This is a genomic window from Halomonas sp. McH1-25, from assembly GCF_022348165.1.
Taxonomy (GTDB): Bacteria; Pseudomonadota; Gammaproteobacteria; order Pseudomonadales; family Halomonadaceae; genus Modicisalibacter.
The window spans coordinates 665,562-682,315 of the sequence record NZ_JAKRFI010000001.1 but is presented as its reverse complement, the minus strand read 5'-3'; the positions used below and the strand labels follow the sequence as shown (position 1 = coordinate 682,315).

Sequence of the window (16,754 nt, the reverse complement as noted above, 5' to 3'; positions counted from 1 at the left end):
TACGGGGCCGCTTATCGCAGTGGACTACCTGCCCGACACGTTACGCGGAACGGGCGCGCTGGGCAGCACCGGAAGATGACCCGCCGCCTACTCTGCACCGACTGCCACAAGGTCAAGCACGAGCGGTATTTCAAGCCGGCGCATCCGGACTTCCCGACCCGGCACGGCAGAAACTATTGCTGCCGCGCATGCAGCAAAGGAAAACCGAAGTATCGGCTGGCGGATAGCGCGGGGCAATTCAGGAAATTGGAGATACGAGAGTGAGCGAAGAATTCTACTGCCCGACTTGCGGCCCGTCGTGGCCAGGCTGGTTCAATTCAGCCGACCGCTGCACGACATGCGGCGATCCGATACGGATACAGAGGCCGTTCGAGGCTGGGCGGCAGTTTGCGGCGGATGTGGAGAGAATGGCGGAGGTGGGTGATGAGTGAGCGTAAGGAGGGATACTACTGGTGCAGACTTGGCGACGAATGGGCGCCTCTGCACACCGATGACGGATCGATGATGTACGTAGACGAGATCGGCCCGCGTATCCCGTCGCCCGACGAAGCCCCACCCATAGGCACGCGGTATCGCAACGAGGCGGGCGAGGTAATGGCGGTGGTCGTTCCGGCAAAGGCAACTTTCGAAATGCGTGAGGCCGGCGCTCATCCGAAACCGATTCGCGGCGGACACGGACACTTTCAGGCGAATATGTACCTGGCCATGCTCGACGCCATACCCGACCCAAGCAACACATAAACTGCATTCCCGCTGAAAAAGCAACGTATCTGATGCCGCCAACTGGCGGTTTTTTCGTATCTGGAGGGTGCTATGAAGATGCTTTATCGCGCCACGGGCAAAGACAAGGAAGTCGATTGGCTCAAGGTCGCCAGGGATAACGGCATCAGCGAGAACACGTATTGGCAGCGTGTCCATCGCCTAGGGCTGAGCGAGAGGGAGGCGGCAACTCGTCCGCTGTACGGACGAGGCAGAGAAACGCGCACATTAATAGCCAAGCGCTACGGCATCAACTGCGACTCCATCGATTCATGGCGCCGCCGGCATCCTGAGCAGCGCGACAGGCCGCTAGAGGAGATCGCGCAGATCATCGCCAACAACAAGAGGGCGCGAGCATGACCACCCATTACAAATGCCCCGAACACGGCATACGGCCACCGGGAGGCTATGACGAGCGGCATCGCTGTAGCTCGTGCTGCAGGCCGCTGCAGGCGGTGACGGAGCATGAGGAAGACAACCTTCGGACGATCAATCGGCGGCTGGAAGCGCGGGTACGGACGCTCGAGCACGAACTGGCAATGGAAAAGGAGAGGCGGGAATGGGTGAGATGAAGTGCAATGCGCAGGGCGGCAACTGGTATCGAGGCGCGGCCAACTGGCTTGAGAACAGACTGAACGGAACGCTGGTACAGGGCGAGCCGCACGACGATAGAGCCATGATGCGGGAAGCCATGGCCAAACTGAATCAAGCGGCAGACGAGATTGATCGTCTCCACCACGTTGAGCGATTGGCAGCGCGATTCGTCAGTGCCAAGGGGCGCTATCACTCACAGCAGGCAATGTGCGACCTGATGGAGCATTTCGGCAAGCCGTGCGTGAGGCCGGACAAGCAGGGTGATAAGCCATACCGCGAAAGCGAGCTACCCAAGGTATGGGAGTCGTACCGACACAAGAACGGTGCGCTGTACCGCGTCGAGTCGGTTTCCAACATGGACAGCGGCCGGCCCGAATATCCAGTCACAGTGACCTACCGGGGCGAAGATGGCCGGCTGTGGTCGAAAACTCTGGGCGAGTTCCTGCGCAAGATGACGCGGGTGAGCGAGGAAGCGCTAGAGCGCGGGGAGGGGGAGTGAGAACACGCGTATCAAGGTGGCTCGACGCGGAGAAGATGCGGGAGATGTTCGGCATTCAAGTTTATAGCCAAGGCAAGTGGTGCAACGTCCATGAGAACGGGTATCCGCTGATATTTGCTGACCGTCTGGACTGCGAAATCAAACGCGCAGAGATCAGGAAGCGCAAGGAGTTGGCATGAACGACTGGCGCCGAATCACGCTCGTCACCGCTGAATATGGCAACCCTGACGGCAGCGTGCGAAAGGTCGAGCAGATCGAACTATGGGGCCATGGCATGACGCTGCGCAAGGACATCAATGCCGACATCGATGTGGAGCTTGCGAGGCGGCTTGGTGAGTCACTAGGGCTTGAGGTCGAGGACTGGCGCGACGGAGCCAATGCGCCGGAGCCGCTGACGGCAGAGCAAGTGCGGGTGTTTGACGAGAGCCTGGCGGTGTTTACTGAGAGCGAGGAAAGACTATGAAGCTAGCAATCAAGCCAGAGCGTATCTACACGCTGACCATTGGCGGCAAGGAAGAGCCAGGCTGGCAGAAGGAGTCGGAATGGGAGGGTATGACGAAGCTCAGGAAGGGCGACGAGACGATCATCGTGACCAGTGAGCGATCAACCGTCGGGCTGTTCGGAAGCATGTTCGGCATGGAAGAAAAGCCGTCGGAAGTGCAGCTTATCTCCGCATCGCCGAGCGTGGTTGAGCGGGTAAAGGCGGCAGAGAGCGGGGAGGGGTGATGGACAGCATTTACCGAGGCTTCAAAAGGTCGGCCCGGACTGGGCGTGTTATCGGCTGCCTCATGCTCGCTACCGCTGCGGTTGCCGGAGTTGGTGTAATTGTAGAGGACTGGCCGAGCATATGGCCCTTCCAGTTCATGGCCGCTCTCTGTATGAGCCTAACAGGCTTCTATTACGGACGGCTTTCGGCATGGCAGACAGGGCGTCACCAAGCCAACGTCAAGCGATGGGGCGAGGTTGAGGAAATTATGCGCGAGTTGGATCGGCAGTAGCCAACCACCCACACCGAACACAGCCCCGCATGGGGCTTTTATTTTGCCAAGGAGAAAAGCAATGCAGAAGCGCCCACCGATTACCGACGAAATGATCCGCCAAGTCACCGACGAGATTGCCCGTGAGTACGAAATTGGCGATCCCGACATTCTTCCCAAGCACTATCGCAATCACATGGATGGGATGGAACTGGCCATTGAGCTGGCCAAGTGGGAAGGCTGGGATTACGGCTACGAACTGGACCGGGAGTTCATCGACGAGCTCGACACCATTGGCATTCGCGTTGACCACATACACCGCCAGGCCGTGCAACAGTGGTTCGAGGAAAACAACATTCAGCCGCCCTATCCAGTCGGCACACAGATAACGCAAGGCGTCATTGACGGTATCGACGAGCACGGCATTGCCCGCTACATGGTCAAGCGGCCAGAGGATGAGGGTAAGCAAAGTTGGCTGCTGGTGAACTTCGAGGATGCCGTGCCTGTAGAGGCAGCCACGCCAGCCTAGACCGTTATCGAAATACCGATATTGAACACAGCCGCCCGAGAGGCGGTTTTCTTTTGCCTGGAGGAAACATGGCCTATCACCTGAAACGAGCGGAATATCTGCCACATGGCGATTTCGACCCGCCCCAATACGCATGGTACGTGGATTCCATGCGCGCTTGGTGCGGCAGTAAGCCCAGCACCTTCTGGCTAACCACCGATCCCGACAAGGTGAACTGCAAGCGATGCCGACGAATGATCGACTCAGGAAGCCTTGAGATAGGCAAGCACATCAAGCCCGCCTGATTGAAACACAGCCGCCACGAGCGGCTTTTTTTTGCCAGAAATTCGGAGGAGCGATGAATATCACGCCAACAGACATTGCGCGTTTTGAGGCTGCCTTTGACAGGGGAGAGCATGAGGAATGTTGGCCCTGGAAAAAGGCAACGCAATACGGATATGGCCGTTTGCGCATCGATGGCAAAGTCAGAAAGGCGACGAGAGTCGCATATCTGCTGCATTACGGCGAGCTGCCTGACGACAAGTTCGTGTGTCACTCGTGTGATAACCCTTCATGCGTCAACCCGCACCACCTATGGCTAGGGACTCCAAAAGAGAACCAGCATGATGCGCAATTGAAGCGTAGAAAACCGGTCATCCGGAACAGGGGGAAGAAGAACGCCAACTCGGTGCTGAACGACCTTGATGTAGAGATCGTCTTGTATCTCATTTTTCGAGGGTACGGGGATAAGCAAATTGCCGCCCGTCTCAGTGTTTCCAAAACCACTATTGCGAATATCAGGGCTGACCGCGCCTGGGTTCACTTGCCGCGCCCTGTTGAAGTTATTACCCGCAGCCGCTCGGCGGCACCAGAAGTTGAATGGGAGAACCGAGATGGGGCAACTGCTGACAGCATCTGATCTTGCCGAGCGCCTTGGTATCAGTCTTTCCAAGGCGTACGCACTCAAGGAGCAGATCGGTTTCATCGAGCTGGGCGGTAACGTCAGATTTGAGCCGGAGGCCGTGCAGGCATACATTGAGCGATGCAAGCGCGGCCCCGCCGAAGGGGAGAAGGAACGATGGGCGTCACAGTCCGTTATCGAGCGTCCCGCCAGAGGTGGGTCGTCACTGAGACGAGTGGATGCAAACGCTATCAAACAACGTTTGCAACAGAGAGCGAAGCAGAACAATACGCGCAGAAGCGCAGAACCGAGATAGGCGAGGCCGTTTTCAATGGCCAGATGGGGCGGCGACCGAAGTACACCTTCATGGAAGGCCTGGACAAGTGGATCGAGGAGTACGACACCACAAGCCAGGCCAGCAACATCGTGAAGGTGGCGGAATGGTTCGATGAGAACGCGCCGGATGCGCTGGTCGGGCAGGCGACGCTCGACGCAGCGCGGAGGATGCAGCGTGATCTCCGTAAGGCCGGCAAGAGCCAATCGACGATCAACAACCGCATCCAGGTAGTAAAGCGCGTTTTGTCACTGGCGTACAAGGAGTGGGATTGGATCGACCTACCACTGGACGGCAAGCTGAGCAAGCCGAACCCGAAGAACGAGCGGCATGTGTACCTGACCGAGGAAGAGGTCAGGGCGCTTATTCTGGCCGTGCCAGACAAGTACAGGGAGGAAAGGCGAGTCATTACCCTGGCAGCGCTGACGGGCTTGAGGCGTGGCGAACTGTTCACGCTCGACCCGAGCAATATACAGGGTGGCCGCATCATCCTGCGACCAGGACAGACCAAGAGCGGCAAGGCGCGAATCGTGCCGCTACCGGAGGATGGCGGGTATCTGGTGGAGAACCTGCCATTCCAGACGGACGGGCATCAGCTACGCATGGCGTTCGAGAAGGCAAGGAAGGCGATAGGCCGCGAGGATCTGCGCTTTCACGACCTGCGACACACGTATGCGTCGATGCTGGCCGAGGCCGGGGAGGTCATGACGACCGTGCAGGCATTGCTGGGTCATAGCAGTCTCGTCGTCACGTCGAGATACGCGCATATGTTCGATTCGAGACTGGATCAGGTAGCAAATAAGCTGCCGCGCATATGCGACCAAACTGCGACCAAAGGGATAGCTTCCGAGGGACTAAATCAGCTAAAGCATTGATTCTTGGTGCCCGGAGCCGGGCTCGAACCGGCACGGAGTCAACCTCCGAGGGATTTTAAGTCCCTTGCGTCTACCAATTTCGCCATCCGGGCGGGGATTGGGTTGGCCGGTTAGGCCGAAGAAATGGAGGCTGGAGTCGGAATCGAACCGGCGTACACGGAGTTGCAGTCCGCTGCATAACCACTCTGCCATCCAGCCTCTACGAGTCATTTGACGTGGCTAATCAGGTGCGATTGTGCTGATCTTCCAGCTTGCGATCCTGATGCCACTTTCCACCTTGGTGGAATCTGGAGCGGGAAACGAGATTCGAACTCGCGACCCTCGCCTTGGCAAGGCGATGCTCTACCACTGAGCTATTCCCGCTTGACTCGGAGACGCATTCTACAGATAAGTGCGCGTCTGTCAAATGCTTATCGTCATTTCTCTTACATCGACCGGGACAGTTCCGGCCATGCGGCACGCAGATATTGATACATCGACCATAGTGTCAGGATGGCGGCGGCATAGAGCGTAAACACGCCAATGTTGGCGATCAGGCTGCCAGGAACGGAGCTCAGGAGCAGCAATAGGGCAACCATTTGCAGGGTGGTCTTGAGCTTTCCTACCCAGGAGACGGCAACGCTGCCTCGCTTGCCCATTTCGGCCATCCATTCACGCAATGCAGAGATGACGATCTCGCGACCGATGATGACCAGCGCCGGTAGGGTCAGCCAGATCGATTCGTAGCGTTCGATCAGCAGCGCCAGGGCGACGGCGACCATGACCTTGTCGGCGACCGGATCGAGAAAGGCGCCGAAGGGCGTGCTTTGGTTCCAGCGCCGGGCCAGATAGCCGTCCAGCCAATCGGTCACGGCTGCCAGGCCGAACAGGGCGGCTGTCAGTGGCAGGCTCCAGGTATAAGGGAGATAGAACAGCAGAACTAGCAATGGAATGAACACGATACGCGCGAGCGTAAGGAGATTGGGAATATTCATCGATGTATCGTGGGTCCCTTGCCAGTGATCGAAATAACCATTCTATCTGTTGCGTTGTGTCTCATCCATGCAACGCCTGGTGAATAGAGGCGGCGAGGCTGGCGCTGATCCCGGGTACTCGAGCCAATTCGTCACGCGTGGCGTGGCGAACCCCTTGCAGGCCACCGAAGAATTTCAGCAGCTCGCGCCGACGCTTGGGGCCAACGCCTGGGATGTCTTGTAGCGTCGAGGTGCGCCGCGCCTTGTCGCGACGCTGGCGATGTCCGGTAATGGCAAAGCGGTGAGCCTCGTCACGAATATGCTGGATAAGATGCAGAGCAGGGGAGCCGCTTTCCAGGCTCAGTGTGTTGTCCACTGTCTCGAGGAACAGCGTTTCCAGCCCGGCCTTGCGCGTGGTGCCTTTGGCGACGCCTATCAGGCGAATGCCGGTTACGCCCTGTTCTTCCAGGACTTCTCGCGCCATGTTGAGCTGCCCCTTGCCGCCATCGATCAGCAAAATATCCGGACGCTTGCCATCGTCCTGCTGCAGCCGCTTGAACCGTCGCGTCAGGGCCTGGCGCATGGCGGCATAGTCGTCGCCGGCAGCTACGCCTTCGATATTGAAACGACGATAGTCCGATTTTACCGGGCCATCCGGATCGAATACCACGCAGGATGCCACCGTCGCCTCGCCGTGGCTATGGCTGATATCGAAGCACTCGAGTCGGTTGGGTATCCGTTCCATATTCAGGGCGGCGCGAAGTGTCTCGAAGCGCTTGGATAGCTGGGAACGATTGGCCAGCTGGGTGCCCAGGTACTGCTCGGCATTGGTGATGGCCAGTTGCTGCCACTGGGCCCGGTAACCGCGAACCTGGTGGGCGACACGAATTCGCTTGCCGGCATGCTCCGAAAGGGCGGCCTGAAGGATATCGCTGTCGGGCATCGAATGGCTGGTTATCACCTCTGGTGGCAGTTCGCGGCCCTGGCCGAGGTAATACTGGCTGACGAACTCACCGAGTAGGTCGCTGGGGGCTAGGTCGAGACCATTCTCGGGGGAGTGGTGGCGTGCCCCAAGCATCCGCCCCTGACGGACGGTCAATACGCTGACGCACAGTCCACCAGGACGCTCCGCTAGGGCAAAAATGTCGGCATCGCTGGCGTCGGTGTCGACGATCTGACGTTCTTGCACGCGACGCAACTGCTGGATCTGGTCTCGCAAGCGGGCGGCCTCTTCGAAGTCGAGGGCATGACTGGCCGCCTCCATCGCTGCCGTGAGCTGACCGGTGACCTGCTCGCTTCTGCCTTCCAGGCACATGATGGCGTGCTCCAGGTCGCGGCGATAATCCTCCTGACTGATGTAATCCACACAGGGCGCGCTGCAGCGGCCTATCTGATACTGCAGGCAGGGGCGCGTACGATGTGCGAATACGGTGTCCTCGCAGTTACGGATGCGAAAAATCTTCTGCATCAGGGCGAGGCTTTCACGTACCGCGTTGGAACTGGTGTATGGGCCCAAATAGCGGCCGTCGTTGCGCTTGCTGCGTACACGCTTGAATTCCAACGCTGGATAGGGGTGCCGGTCGCTGACAAAGACGTACGGGTAGGATTTATCGTCACGCAGCAGAATATTGTAGGGTGGCCGTAGTTCCTTGATCAGCGTTTGCTCCAGAAGCAGAGCTTCGGTCTCGCTGCGGGTAATGGTCACCTGAATGTCGGCGATGCGGGCCACCAAAGCCTGGGTTTTTGCATTGAGTGCGCCCCGGAAATAACTGGCCAAGCGCGCCTTGAGACGCTTGGCCTTTCCTACATAGAGTACGTTGCCCTGGTCATCGAGCATCCGGTACACACCCGGTGCCTCGCTGACCGTCTTGAGAAAGTGCTTTGCGTCGAAACTCATTCCACCTTAGGACCGTTCAGACAAAATCGGCAGGGGCCGGGCCACCAATTATCGGGTGTGCGGCAGATCACTCGTCGTTACTATAGCCGTCCACCAACCCGTAACGCAGCCCCAGATGCGTCAGTTCGACATCGGACTGCACTCCAAGTTTCTCGAAGATACGATAGCGATAGGTATTGACGGTCTTGGGGCTGAGGAAGAGGCGATCGGAAATGTCGCTGACCTTGTGGCAGTTGACGATCATCATTGCCACTTGCAACTCGCGGCTGGAAAGCTGATCGAAAGGGTTGTCCTGAGCGTCGAGCTTGGCCAGGACCAGGCGCTGGGCGATTTCCGGACTGATGTAACGTTGACCGATGTGGATGGTACGGATGGCGCGTACCATCTCATCCAACTCGCTACCCTTGCTGATAAAACCGCTGGCGCCTGCATCGAGCAGTCGTTGAGCAAAGGTTTCCTCGAGGTAGGCTGTGAGTACGACCACCTTGATATCCGACATGCCGCGAACGATCTTGCGGGTCGCTTCCAACCCACCGATTCCGGGCATACGGATATCCATGAGCACGATATCGGGGCGCAGAGCACGTGACTGGCTAATAGCCTCTTCGCCATCGGCGGCTTCGCCGATGACTTGCAGTCCTTCTTCCTCATCCAGCATACGAGCGATGCTGGTACGGACGAGGTGATGGTCGTCTGCGACTAGAACCTTGATCAAGTTCGCTCCTGGCGTAACAACGGTTGGTTCAGGCGTCAGCCTCAGGCCGAAGCGGGAACACGATTGTACTGAGTAGCGAAACGATGATCTACTGTATAGCACCGTTTCGCCGGGCTTGACTCAACGAATATTCATCCCTATGATACGCACCGTTCCGGTGACAAGGCAGATGCCCAACCGCATCAATTGTCAAAGTATCGTTTTCTATTATCGGAAGCTATGCATCTTAAGAGGTAGCAAGCCTCTGGATGAGTTTGGGGCCTTAGCTCAGCTGGGAGAGCGCAACGCTGGCAGCGTTGAGGTCATCGGTTCGATCCCGATAGGCTCCACCAAATTCGAAAAAGCCGCCAAAGCTTATGCTTTGGCGGCTTTTTTTGTAGGCGAATATAGGCATGCCCTTCCGTAGAACAATCGCGCTCCATGCCTGTGTATTTGCTTAGTGCCTATTAGCCCCATGGGGAATCATCGGTTCGACCTGGCTCTGGTCCAGCTTGATTTCGACGCCCTTGAACGTCGTTGGGCTAATCTCATCGATCCCGGATTGCATTGCGGCCCACTTTTTCAATTCCCGAGCCTGATTTGGCCCGACGGTAATGTAGTCCGGATAGGCTTCATGCTTTTGGTAGTAGTCATGAATACAGGCTTCCAGCTGATCGTCGATCCGCATGGCATCCTCCTTGAATAGGTCGTCTCCAAAATTTCAGCCTAGTTCAAAGCTGATATGAGCTCCAACCGATGCCTGTGTAAGCCTTCCCAGGCTGCAGTGAAGAGATTAAGAAAACCGTCATGAAGTCTTGTTATGCTGGGTTCCGCATAAGCCAGACATAGGCAGGAGGCCTACATGTTCAACATCTCAAGGGAAGTGGCCTGTCCGCACTGCAGCGTCGTCAACTGCTGGGAAATCAACGACCCTCAGCCCGACGATGAACTGACTTGTACAGGATGCCGGCGGTTTATTAGCAGTCATGAAGACTATATTTACGGGCTGGTGAAGCAGGAGGTATCTCGTACCATGCAGCGTTACGCACACTGTAACGTCTCCCGTGATCTCTCGCTCCTGAAGTTGGCGCTCATGGGGGACGTTTCACCGCCTGTACCCGAAATGCTGCGTTACTGATCCACTAAAAGGCCGTGTTCAACCTGATCGCGGCTTTCTAGGCCTTCCCGGGTACGCGGAGGACCGTCGTGTCTGGGGGTATGTAGACGCTGGCTTGTTCTCGTCCAAGGGATCACCCAAACTCAGTCAAGCATGACAAGAGGCGTTACCTACCAGCAAGGAGGCTGAATATGAGAGCGTATTTCGGGTTTGGGCGTTTCGCTATCGTTTCGCTTGGTATCTTCATGGTCACCGTAGCTGGGTGCAGCACCTCCAGCGAGAGGGAGCAAGAAACTGCCGGTGTGGCAGTTGCCGCGGACGAAAAGCCGGAACCGATGTCGAGTAGTGAAATCCTTTTCGTCATCGAGACGATCAATTTGGGGGAGGCCGAGCAGGCGGAACTCGCCTTGCAGCACTCTCGCAACGATGAAGTTGCCGAGATGGCCCGGCGCATCCTGCAGGATCACACCGCCTCGACCCAAGCCGTAGATGAACTGGGGCAGGCCGTCGGTACTGAAGAGGATGCTGCGAGCTCAATCAGCGAAGGCATCCAGTTCCAGGTAGACGCCTTTCTGGAAGACATGGCGGGACTGACCGGATATGAGTTCAACAAGACCTATCTCGAAAAGCAGGTCGTGTTGCACGGTGTCGCGCTGGATGTGGTGCGCACCCAGTTGATTCCCAATGCCGATGAACCAAAAGTCCTCGAATACCTGGAAACTTATCGGGATATGCTCGAGGCGCATCGCAAGCAGGCCCAACAGAGTCTGGAAGACGTGCTTATGTCTGGCTCCAGCTAAGAGGAAGAGCGCCCCGCCCGAATTGGAGCGGGGCACAGCGCCTTGCCAAGCAAACCGAAAAGCGCTCGGTCAGGCCCCGCCGATGCCGCGGACTACATAGCCAGTGCCGCCGCAATCGGGGCATTCCTTATCTTCCAGCTGGCCCGTGCCGCCACACTTGCGACATATGTCCTCTCCTGTGCCGGGCGTTCCCGGTTCGGCTTCATCGCCCGGCTCCATGCCCTCATTCCGATGATCGTCGTTATGCGTCACCATGTCATGCCTCCTGTGAGATTCCCTGGCTAACGGCATCCCGCTCATGTCCTGAGATACTCTATCTACCCTAGAAGTGAAACGGGCCATTGACCAGCCGATAAAGATTCCCTGAATCAGGCGGCGTCCTGCCCGTCGCATAGGGCGACACGCACGAAGAGGCATGCTGAAGGCTTCAACGGGTTAGTAGGCTAGTAACCTAACCCCAAGGCCATGAATCAGCGCTTGTTCGATGGCTATGACTCGACACGCCCCAGTAGCAAGAACTCGAGCAGCGCCTTCTGGGCATGCAGACGGTTGCCGGCTTCCTGCCACACCACGGCGCGCGGATCGTCGAGCAGCGTTTCACTGATCTCTTCGCCGCGATGGGCCGGCAGGCAGTGAAGAAAGACGACTTCGTCCGCCGCCTTGTCGAGCATGGCTTCGTTTACCTGAAAACCGGTAAAGGCGCGTTCGCGTTGGGCCTGTTCCTCTTCCTGACCCATGGATGCCCATACGTCGGTCGTGACCAGGTGCGCATCGATGACGGCCTCTTGGGGGTCGCGCAGCAGCGTCACCCGATCGCCTGCGGCGTTCAGAATCTCGGGGGCGGGGTCGTAGCCTTCGGGGCAGCACACGCGAAGCTGAAAATCGAACTGGCGTGCCGCGTTGATCCACGAGTGGCACATGTTGTTACCGTCACCGATCCACACGGCCGTCTTGCCCTTCACGGCGCCGCGCCGCTCGGTCCAGGTCATGACGTCGGCCAGCAACTGACAGGGGTGATAGTCATCGGTGAGAGCGTTCACCACGGGCACCGTGCTGGCCTTGGCAAAGGCCTCCAGGCCGGCATGGGAGAAGGTGCGGATCATGACCGCATCGACCATTTCCGAAAGCACCCGTGCGGTGTCCTCGATCGGTTCGCCCCGCCCCAGCTGGGTGTCGCGTGGCGAGAGGAACAGGGCATGACCGCCGAATTGCGCCATGGCAGTCTCGAACGACACGCGGGTTCGCGTCGATGATTTTTCGAAGATCATTGCCAAGGTGCGATTGGTGAATGGCGTATAGGTGGGACCGTGGGTCTTGAGGCCATTCTTGATGCTGATTGCCCGGCGGATCAGGTAGGCGAGTTCTTCCGGGGTCAGATCCAGCAGGGTCAGAAAGTGGCGTGTCGCCATGGCAAGCTCCTGTCATCGACATACCGCTAACGAAAAAGGCGCCGAGGAGCGGGAGTGCACCGTCGGCGCCCGGGCCATGACATAGGCATGCCTGACCGCGCGAAAGGGAACCATCCTATCCAGTGCCGGGTCACAGCGCAACGTACGGAATATACTCATGTCCCAGCGGGGGCTGCTTTCGGCTCCCGGCATTAGTAGAATGAAACTACGCAATCATTCATCCGGCAACGCGGCATCGTGCTGACCAGCCCGGTGCCCCGGCCCGGTGTCAAGGAAAGGAACGCCACATGAGCACTACCCTGGAGAACATCAAGCAGCAGATCAGTGAAAATCCCATCCTGATCTACATGAAGGGAACGCCGCAGCTTCCGCAGTGCGGCTTTTCCGCGCAGACCGTTCAGGCGCTGATGGCGTGCGGCGAGCGCTTTGCCTTCGTTAACGTACTGGACAACCCCGATATCCGCGCCGAGCTGCCCAAGTACGCCAACTGGCCGACCTTCCCACAGCTATGGGTGCACGGCGAACTGGTTGGCGGCTGCGATATCGTCGTCGAGATGTATCAGAACGGCGAGCTCGAGACATTGATCAAGGATGCAGCTGCCAAGGCCAACGCCGAGCCAGGCGATCAGGCCTGAATCAAGCGAAGTCAGTCGGCTATACGGCCCGCGGACCGATGATTCGCGGGCCTTTCTGTATCCACGAAACGATACGCTTGGATACGAAATAACCCCTCGACATCATTGAAAAGACTGATTTGCGCAGCCACCCTGAGTCAAAGGACGGTCGATGAGAATCGACTGGAAAGTGAGCATGACCAGGGAGGTACGTACATGCAGGTTCCATTGGAAATTACTTACAATCATGTTTCCCGCTCCGACTGGATCGATGACTATATCAAGTCGCGTGTCGACAAGCTTGAACATCTCAGCGACAACATCGTGGCCTGTCGCGTCGTCATCGAACAGACACAGAGCCCGCACCGGACCGGCAATCCCTACCGTGCTCACGTTGAAGTTTCACTGCCTGCCAAACGTGAACTGGTGGCTGACAAGACGGAGACGGTGACCGATCCACAGGTGCAATTGCGCCCCATTATCCGGCATGCTTTCGAGGCGATGGAAAAACAGCTGAAGAAGCAGAACGGCAAACGCGGAGGGCGCAAGGTCAAGCACTACGAGGGCGGCGACGAGCTGACCCCGTCGGTAGCCACCGTGGTGCGCATGTTCGAGGAAGAGGGCTATGGCTTCCTCAAGAACCTCAGCGGCGAGGAAATCTACTTTCACCGCAATTCGGTACTGCACGATGACTTCGACCGACTGACCGTGGGGTCACAAGTGCGCTTTGAGCCCGAAGAGGGTGAGAAGGGACCACAGGCCAGTACGGTTCAGATCATCGACAAGCCAGGCGTGGCCGGGTCCCAGGATGTCGAGAACGATGTCGAACAGCCTGCCGGCTGGGAGCGTCGTCACTGACTGAGCGGCAGTACACAAGACCCGGGCCCGACAGCTTGGACTGCCGGGCCCGGGCGACGCATCGGCTCAAGCTTGGGCGACAAGCGGACCGCTTTTTTCTGCGGGTCCTGAGCGGATAGCTTAGTCGCCTTCCATCCCCTGTTCGCGTTGGGCCAACTCCCAACCTCCCATATCCTTGAATCGATTGACGATGGCGCAGAACAACTCGGCGGTACGCTCGGTATCGTAGCGGGCCGAGTGGGCAGCGGAGTTGTCGAATTCGATACCTGCCGCACGACAAGCGCGAGCCAGCACCGTTTGGCCGTAGACAAGACCCGACAAGGATGCAGTATCGAAGCTGGAAAACGGGTGGAAAGGATTGCGCTTGATGCCGCAGCGGTTCACTGCGGCATTCAGGAAGCCATGATCGAATGACGCGTTATGGCCGACCAGAATCGCTCGCGTACATTGGTTGGCTTTGATTGCCTTGCGTACTGGACGAAAGATTTCGCCTAGGGCCTGGGCTTCGTTGAGTGCCACCCGCTTGCGTAGCGGGTTGTCGAGATCGATGCCCGTGAAATCGAGCGCCGCCTGATCGATGTTCGCTCCCTCGAAAGGTTCGACATGAAAAGCAAAGGTGGCATCGGGCAGTAGGTTGCCTTGGGCGTCCATGGTCAGAGTGACGGCGGCGATTTCCAGAATGGCATCGCGCTCGGCATTGAATCCCCCGGTCTCCAAATCCACCACTACCGGCAAAAAACTGCGAAAACGCTGAGCCATCAGCACGTGGGCGTTCGCCTCGGTCATTCACCTCTCCCAATCCAGCATCGATGATTTGCGGTCGCCCCGCGCTACACAGGCCGTGAGTTTAGCATCTTTGGCTGCATGGCGTACCGGACGGCGGTGTTCGGCGCTGACGGCGAGCGTTATACTTGGACGATCGAATCACCAGGCCCGGCTGCCATGCGGCCGGGCGCTGCTGCCTCATAGCGTCAAGCCAGAGAGTTAAGGAGCCCCGCATGTCCGATGTGAAAAAGGTCGTCCTCGCCTATTCCGGCGGTCTGGATACCTCTGTAATCGTCAAGTGGTTGCAGGAAACCTACGACTGCGAGGTCGTGACATTTACCGCCGACATCGGTCAGGGCGAAGAAGTCGAGCCGGCCCGTGCCAAGGCTCAGGCACTGGGTGTGAAGGAAATCTACATCGAAGACCTTCGCGAGGAGTTCGTGCGCGACTACGTCTATCCCATGTTTCGCGCCAACACCATCTATGAAGGCGAGTACCTGCTGGGCACCTCCATCGCCCGCCCGCTGATCGCCAAGCGACTGATCGAGATCGCCAACGAGACCGGTGCCGACGCCATCTCGCACGGCGCAACCGGCAAGGGCAACGACCAGGTGCGTTTCGAACTCGGCGCCTACGCACTCAAGCCGGGTGTCAAGGTCATCGCGCCGTGGCGCGAGTGGGACCTGACGTCACGCGAGAAGCTCATGAATTACTGTGAGCAGCACGACATCCCGGTCGATTTCTCCAAGAGCAAGAAGAAGTCGCCGTACTCCATGGATGCCAACCTGCTGCACATCTCCTACGAGGGCGGCATCCTCGAGGATCCCTGGGCCGAGGCCGAGGAGGACATGTGGCGCTGGAGCGTCTCGCCCGAGGCGGCACCGGACCAGCCTACCTATGTCGAGCTTACCTACGAGAAGGGTGACATCGTGGCCATCGACGGCGAGCGCCTCGCCCCGCACGAAGTGCTGGCCAAGCTCAACAAGATGGGCGGCGACAACGGCATCGGCCGCCTCGACATCGTCGAGAACCGCTACGTGGGCATGAAGTCGCGCGGTTGCTACGAAACGCCGGGGGGGACCATCATGCTGCGTGCCCATCGCGCCATCGAGTCGATCACCCTCGACCGCGAGGCTGCACACCTCAAGGATGAATTGATGCCCAAGTACGCCGAGACCATCTACAACGGCTACTGGTGGAGCCCGGAGCGCAAGATGCTGCAGGCGGCAATCGACGAGACGCAGCAGTACGTCAACGGCGTGGTGCGCATGAAACTCTACAAGGGCAGCGCCAGCGTGGTCGGGCGCAAGTCCGAACAGTCGCTGTTTGACGAGTCGATTGCCACCTTCGAAGATGATGCAGGCGCCTACAATCAGAAGGATGCCGAAGGCTTCATCAAGCTCAATGCGCTGCGCTTGCGCATTGCGGCAGGCAAGGGGCGTCACGCCGGCTGAAGCAGGGTCGGGCGACATGGCTTGGGAGAAGCAGGGAGATGGTATGCTCAAGAAACTGATCGATGGCCTGTTTCGCAGTGGCGATGTCAAAGCTGAAGAGATCCCGGCGACGGACTATCGCGGTTACCTGATCACCCCGGATCCGCAGGATGCCGGTGGTCAGTATCGTGTCAGCGGCTGGATTCGCAAGCCGGTCGAAGGTGGCCAAACCCTCGAGCATCGCTTCGAGCGCTCGGACATGGTCGGCAGCCGGGAAGCCTGTGCCGAGCTGATCATCGCCAAGGCCGAACGCTTCATCGATGAGCGTGGCGACGATATCTTCAAGAGTTGATCCAGCAGACCTGACCGCAAGAGACGGCACCCTTCGGGGTGCCGTTTTTCGTTGTGTAGACTTGTGAGCGATACAAGTACCCGACGCGGCGTCAGGATAGATAAGTGCCTCTAGAGGAAGAGTAGACTGTAGAGATGGTATGGCCATGACTCACGGGTACTGACCGGTTCCTCGATCCACAGATTCGCCAGCACCTGGATTTCTGGGAAAGTGAACTCACTGTGTCGTCCTGGTTTGCCGGCGAGCGATTCAGTGCCGCCGATATTCAGATGAGTTTCCCGCTACTGGCGCTCGAAGCACGCGGTGGTTTTGGTGAGCGCCCCCATGTCAGCGCCTGTCTGGCACGCATGCGTGAACAACCCGCTTTTCAGCGCGCGATGGAAAGCGGCGGAAAGCTCCGCCTTTCCGGGTGAGG

23 protein-coding genes and 4 tRNA genes are annotated in these 16,754 nt (G+C 58.3%); 17 read left to right on the top strand and 10 right to left on the bottom strand.

The features are described 5' to 3' along the window. Positions 1 to 423: 423 nt before the first annotated feature. The 9 genes from MHM84_RS03420 to MHM84_RS03380 all read left to right on the top strand — a co-directional run bounded on the left by MHM84_RS03420 (position 424) and on the right by MHM84_RS03380 (position 5,447). Positions 424 to 741, top strand: a complete 318-nt coding sequence (locus MHM84_RS03420) for a hypothetical protein (RefSeq protein WP_239262433.1) — start codon at positions 424 to 426, stop codon at positions 739 to 741. 72 nt (positions 742 to 813) lie between these two features. After that, positions 814 to 1,119 (top strand): hypothetical protein, encoded by a 306-nt coding sequence (locus MHM84_RS03415; protein ID WP_239262431.1) that lies wholly within the window; start codon positions 814 to 816, stop codon positions 1,117 to 1,119. A gap of 199 nt (positions 1,120 to 1,318) precedes the next feature. Then, positions 1,319 to 1,852: a hypothetical protein gene (locus MHM84_RS03410; RefSeq protein ID WP_239262428.1), complete on the top strand. Its 534-nt coding sequence runs from the start codon at positions 1,319 to 1,321 to the stop codon at positions 1,850 to 1,852. A 175-nt stretch (positions 1,853 to 2,027) separates the two neighbouring features. Then, positions 2,028 to 2,315, top strand: a complete 288-nt coding sequence (locus MHM84_RS03405; protein ID WP_239262426.1) for a hypothetical protein — start codon at positions 2,028 to 2,030, stop codon at positions 2,313 to 2,315. Beyond that, a complete protein-coding gene (locus MHM84_RS03400; RefSeq protein ID WP_239262424.1) occupies positions 2,312 to 2,578 on the top strand; it encodes a hypothetical protein in 267 nt (88 codons plus the stop codon). The genes MHM84_RS03405 and MHM84_RS03400 overlap by 4 nt, the downstream gene beginning before the upstream one ends. A 333-nt stretch (positions 2,579 to 2,911) precedes the next feature. Next, positions 2,912 to 3,358 carry a hypothetical protein gene (locus tag MHM84_RS03395; protein ID WP_239262422.1) on the top strand — a complete coding sequence of 149 codons (447 nt, stop codon included), beginning with the start codon at positions 2,912 to 2,914 and terminating at the stop codon, positions 3,356 to 3,358. A 68-nt stretch (positions 3,359 to 3,426) separates the two neighbouring features. Beyond that, entirely contained in the window at positions 3,427 to 3,642 is a 216-nt protein-coding gene (locus MHM84_RS03390) for a hypothetical protein (RefSeq protein ID WP_239262420.1), read from the top strand. A gap of 53 nt (positions 3,643 to 3,695) precedes the next feature. Continuing rightward, positions 3,696 to 4,256 (top strand): HNH endonuclease, encoded by a 561-nt coding sequence (locus MHM84_RS03385; RefSeq protein ID WP_239262418.1) that lies wholly within the window; start codon positions 3,696 to 3,698, stop codon positions 4,254 to 4,256. Positions 4,257 to 4,415: 159 nt separating this feature from the next. Continuing rightward, positions 4,416 to 5,447 (top strand): site-specific integrase, encoded by a 1,032-nt coding sequence (locus tag MHM84_RS03380; protein ID WP_239262416.1) that lies wholly within the window; start codon positions 4,416 to 4,418, stop codon positions 5,445 to 5,447. A 4-nt stretch (positions 5,448 to 5,451) separates the two neighbouring features. Here the strand turns inward: MHM84_RS03380 and MHM84_RS03375 are convergent. The 6 genes from MHM84_RS03375 to uvrY form a co-directional block, all read right to left on the bottom strand. Further along, a tRNA-Leu gene (locus tag MHM84_RS03375) sits at positions 5,452 to 5,539 on the bottom strand. Between the two features lie 32 nt (positions 5,540 to 5,571). Next, positions 5,572 to 5,645 (bottom strand) — tRNA-Cys (locus MHM84_RS03370). 90 nt (positions 5,646 to 5,735) lie between these two features. Beyond that, positions 5,736 to 5,810: transfer RNA gene (locus MHM84_RS03365), tRNA-Gly, on the bottom strand. A 62-nt stretch (positions 5,811 to 5,872) separates the two neighbouring features. Further along, on the bottom strand, positions 5,873 to 6,421 hold the full coding sequence (gene pgsA / locus MHM84_RS03360; RefSeq protein WP_239262414.1) for a CDP-diacylglycerol--glycerol-3-phosphate 3-phosphatidyltransferase: 549 nt from the start codon (positions 6,419 to 6,421) through the stop codon (positions 5,873 to 5,875). A gap of 61 nt (positions 6,422 to 6,482) precedes the next feature. Continuing rightward, positions 6,483 to 8,297 (bottom strand): excinuclease ABC subunit UvrC, encoded by a 1,815-nt coding sequence (uvrC, locus tag MHM84_RS03355; protein ID WP_239262412.1) that lies wholly within the window; start codon positions 8,295 to 8,297, stop codon positions 6,483 to 6,485. Between the two features lie 67 nt (positions 8,298 to 8,364). After that, positions 8,365 to 9,012, bottom strand: a complete 648-nt coding sequence (uvrY, locus tag MHM84_RS03350) for a UvrY/SirA/GacA family response regulator transcription factor (protein ID WP_239262410.1) — start codon at positions 9,010 to 9,012, stop codon at positions 8,365 to 8,367. Positions 9,013 to 9,268: 256 nt separating this feature from the next. Here uvrY and MHM84_RS03345 point away from each other — a divergent pair. Continuing rightward, positions 9,269 to 9,344: transfer RNA gene (locus tag MHM84_RS03345), tRNA-Ala, on the top strand. 104 nt (positions 9,345 to 9,448) lie between these two features. On the opposite strand, the gene MHM84_RS03340 is transcribed toward MHM84_RS03345, so the two are convergent. Further along, a complete protein-coding gene (locus tag MHM84_RS03340) occupies positions 9,449 to 9,679 on the bottom strand; it encodes a hypothetical protein (protein WP_239262407.1) in 231 nt (76 codons plus the stop codon). 174 nt (positions 9,680 to 9,853) lie between these two features. On the opposite strand from MHM84_RS03340, the gene MHM84_RS03335 reads away from it, so the two are divergent. Further along, positions 9,854 to 10,129, top strand: a complete 276-nt coding sequence (locus MHM84_RS03335) for a hypothetical protein (RefSeq protein WP_239262405.1) — start codon at positions 9,854 to 9,856, stop codon at positions 10,127 to 10,129. Positions 10,130 to 10,299: 170 nt separating this feature from the next. After that, positions 10,300 to 10,908, top strand: coding sequence for a DUF4142 domain-containing protein (locus tag MHM84_RS03330; protein WP_239262403.1), 609 nt, complete (start codon positions 10,300 to 10,302; stop codon positions 10,906 to 10,908). A gap of 69 nt (positions 10,909 to 10,977) precedes the next feature. On the opposite strand, the gene MHM84_RS03325 is transcribed toward MHM84_RS03330, so the two are convergent. Then, positions 10,978 to 11,163, bottom strand: coding sequence for a hypothetical protein (locus tag MHM84_RS03325; protein ID WP_239262401.1), 186 nt, complete (start codon positions 11,161 to 11,163; stop codon positions 10,978 to 10,980). Positions 11,164 to 11,396: 233 nt separating this feature from the next. Beyond that, complete coding sequence (argF, locus tag MHM84_RS03320) at positions 11,397 to 12,317, bottom strand: ornithine carbamoyltransferase (RefSeq protein WP_239262399.1); 921 nt, start codon at positions 12,315 to 12,317, stop codon at positions 11,397 to 11,399. 287 nt (positions 12,318 to 12,604) lie between these two features. Here argF and MHM84_RS03315 point away from each other — a divergent pair, with 287 nt between their 5' ends. Then, positions 12,605 to 12,952, top strand: a complete 348-nt coding sequence (locus MHM84_RS03315) for a Grx4 family monothiol glutaredoxin (protein WP_239262397.1) — start codon at positions 12,605 to 12,607, stop codon at positions 12,950 to 12,952. A gap of 195 nt (positions 12,953 to 13,147) precedes the next feature. Further along, positions 13,148 to 13,789 (top strand): HPF/RaiA family ribosome-associated protein, encoded by a 642-nt coding sequence (locus MHM84_RS03310; RefSeq protein ID WP_239262395.1) that lies wholly within the window; start codon positions 13,148 to 13,150, stop codon positions 13,787 to 13,789. A 120-nt stretch (positions 13,790 to 13,909) separates the two neighbouring features. Here the strand turns inward: MHM84_RS03310 and rnt are convergent, their stop codons facing one another. Further along, a complete protein-coding gene (rnt, locus tag MHM84_RS03305; RefSeq protein WP_239262393.1) occupies positions 13,910 to 14,575 on the bottom strand; it encodes a ribonuclease T in 666 nt (221 codons plus the stop codon). A gap of 212 nt (positions 14,576 to 14,787) precedes the next feature. Here rnt and MHM84_RS03300 point away from each other — a divergent pair, with 212 nt between their 5' ends. The 3 genes from MHM84_RS03300 (at position 14,788) to MHM84_RS03290 (ending at position 16,752) form a co-directional block, all read left to right on the top strand. Beyond that, complete coding sequence (locus MHM84_RS03300; protein WP_239262391.1) at positions 14,788 to 16,008, top strand: argininosuccinate synthase; 1,221 nt, start codon at positions 14,788 to 14,790, stop codon at positions 16,006 to 16,008. Positions 16,009 to 16,051: 43 nt separating this feature from the next. Next, positions 16,052 to 16,339: an HlyU family transcriptional regulator gene (locus MHM84_RS03295; protein WP_239262389.1), complete on the top strand. Its 288-nt coding sequence runs from the start codon at positions 16,052 to 16,054 to the stop codon at positions 16,337 to 16,339. Between the two features lie 182 nt (positions 16,340 to 16,521). Next, positions 16,522 to 16,752, top strand: a complete 231-nt coding sequence (locus tag MHM84_RS03290) for a glutathione binding-like protein (RefSeq protein WP_343218274.1) — start codon at positions 16,522 to 16,524, stop codon at positions 16,750 to 16,752. Positions 16,753 to 16,754: the final 2 nt, after the last annotated feature.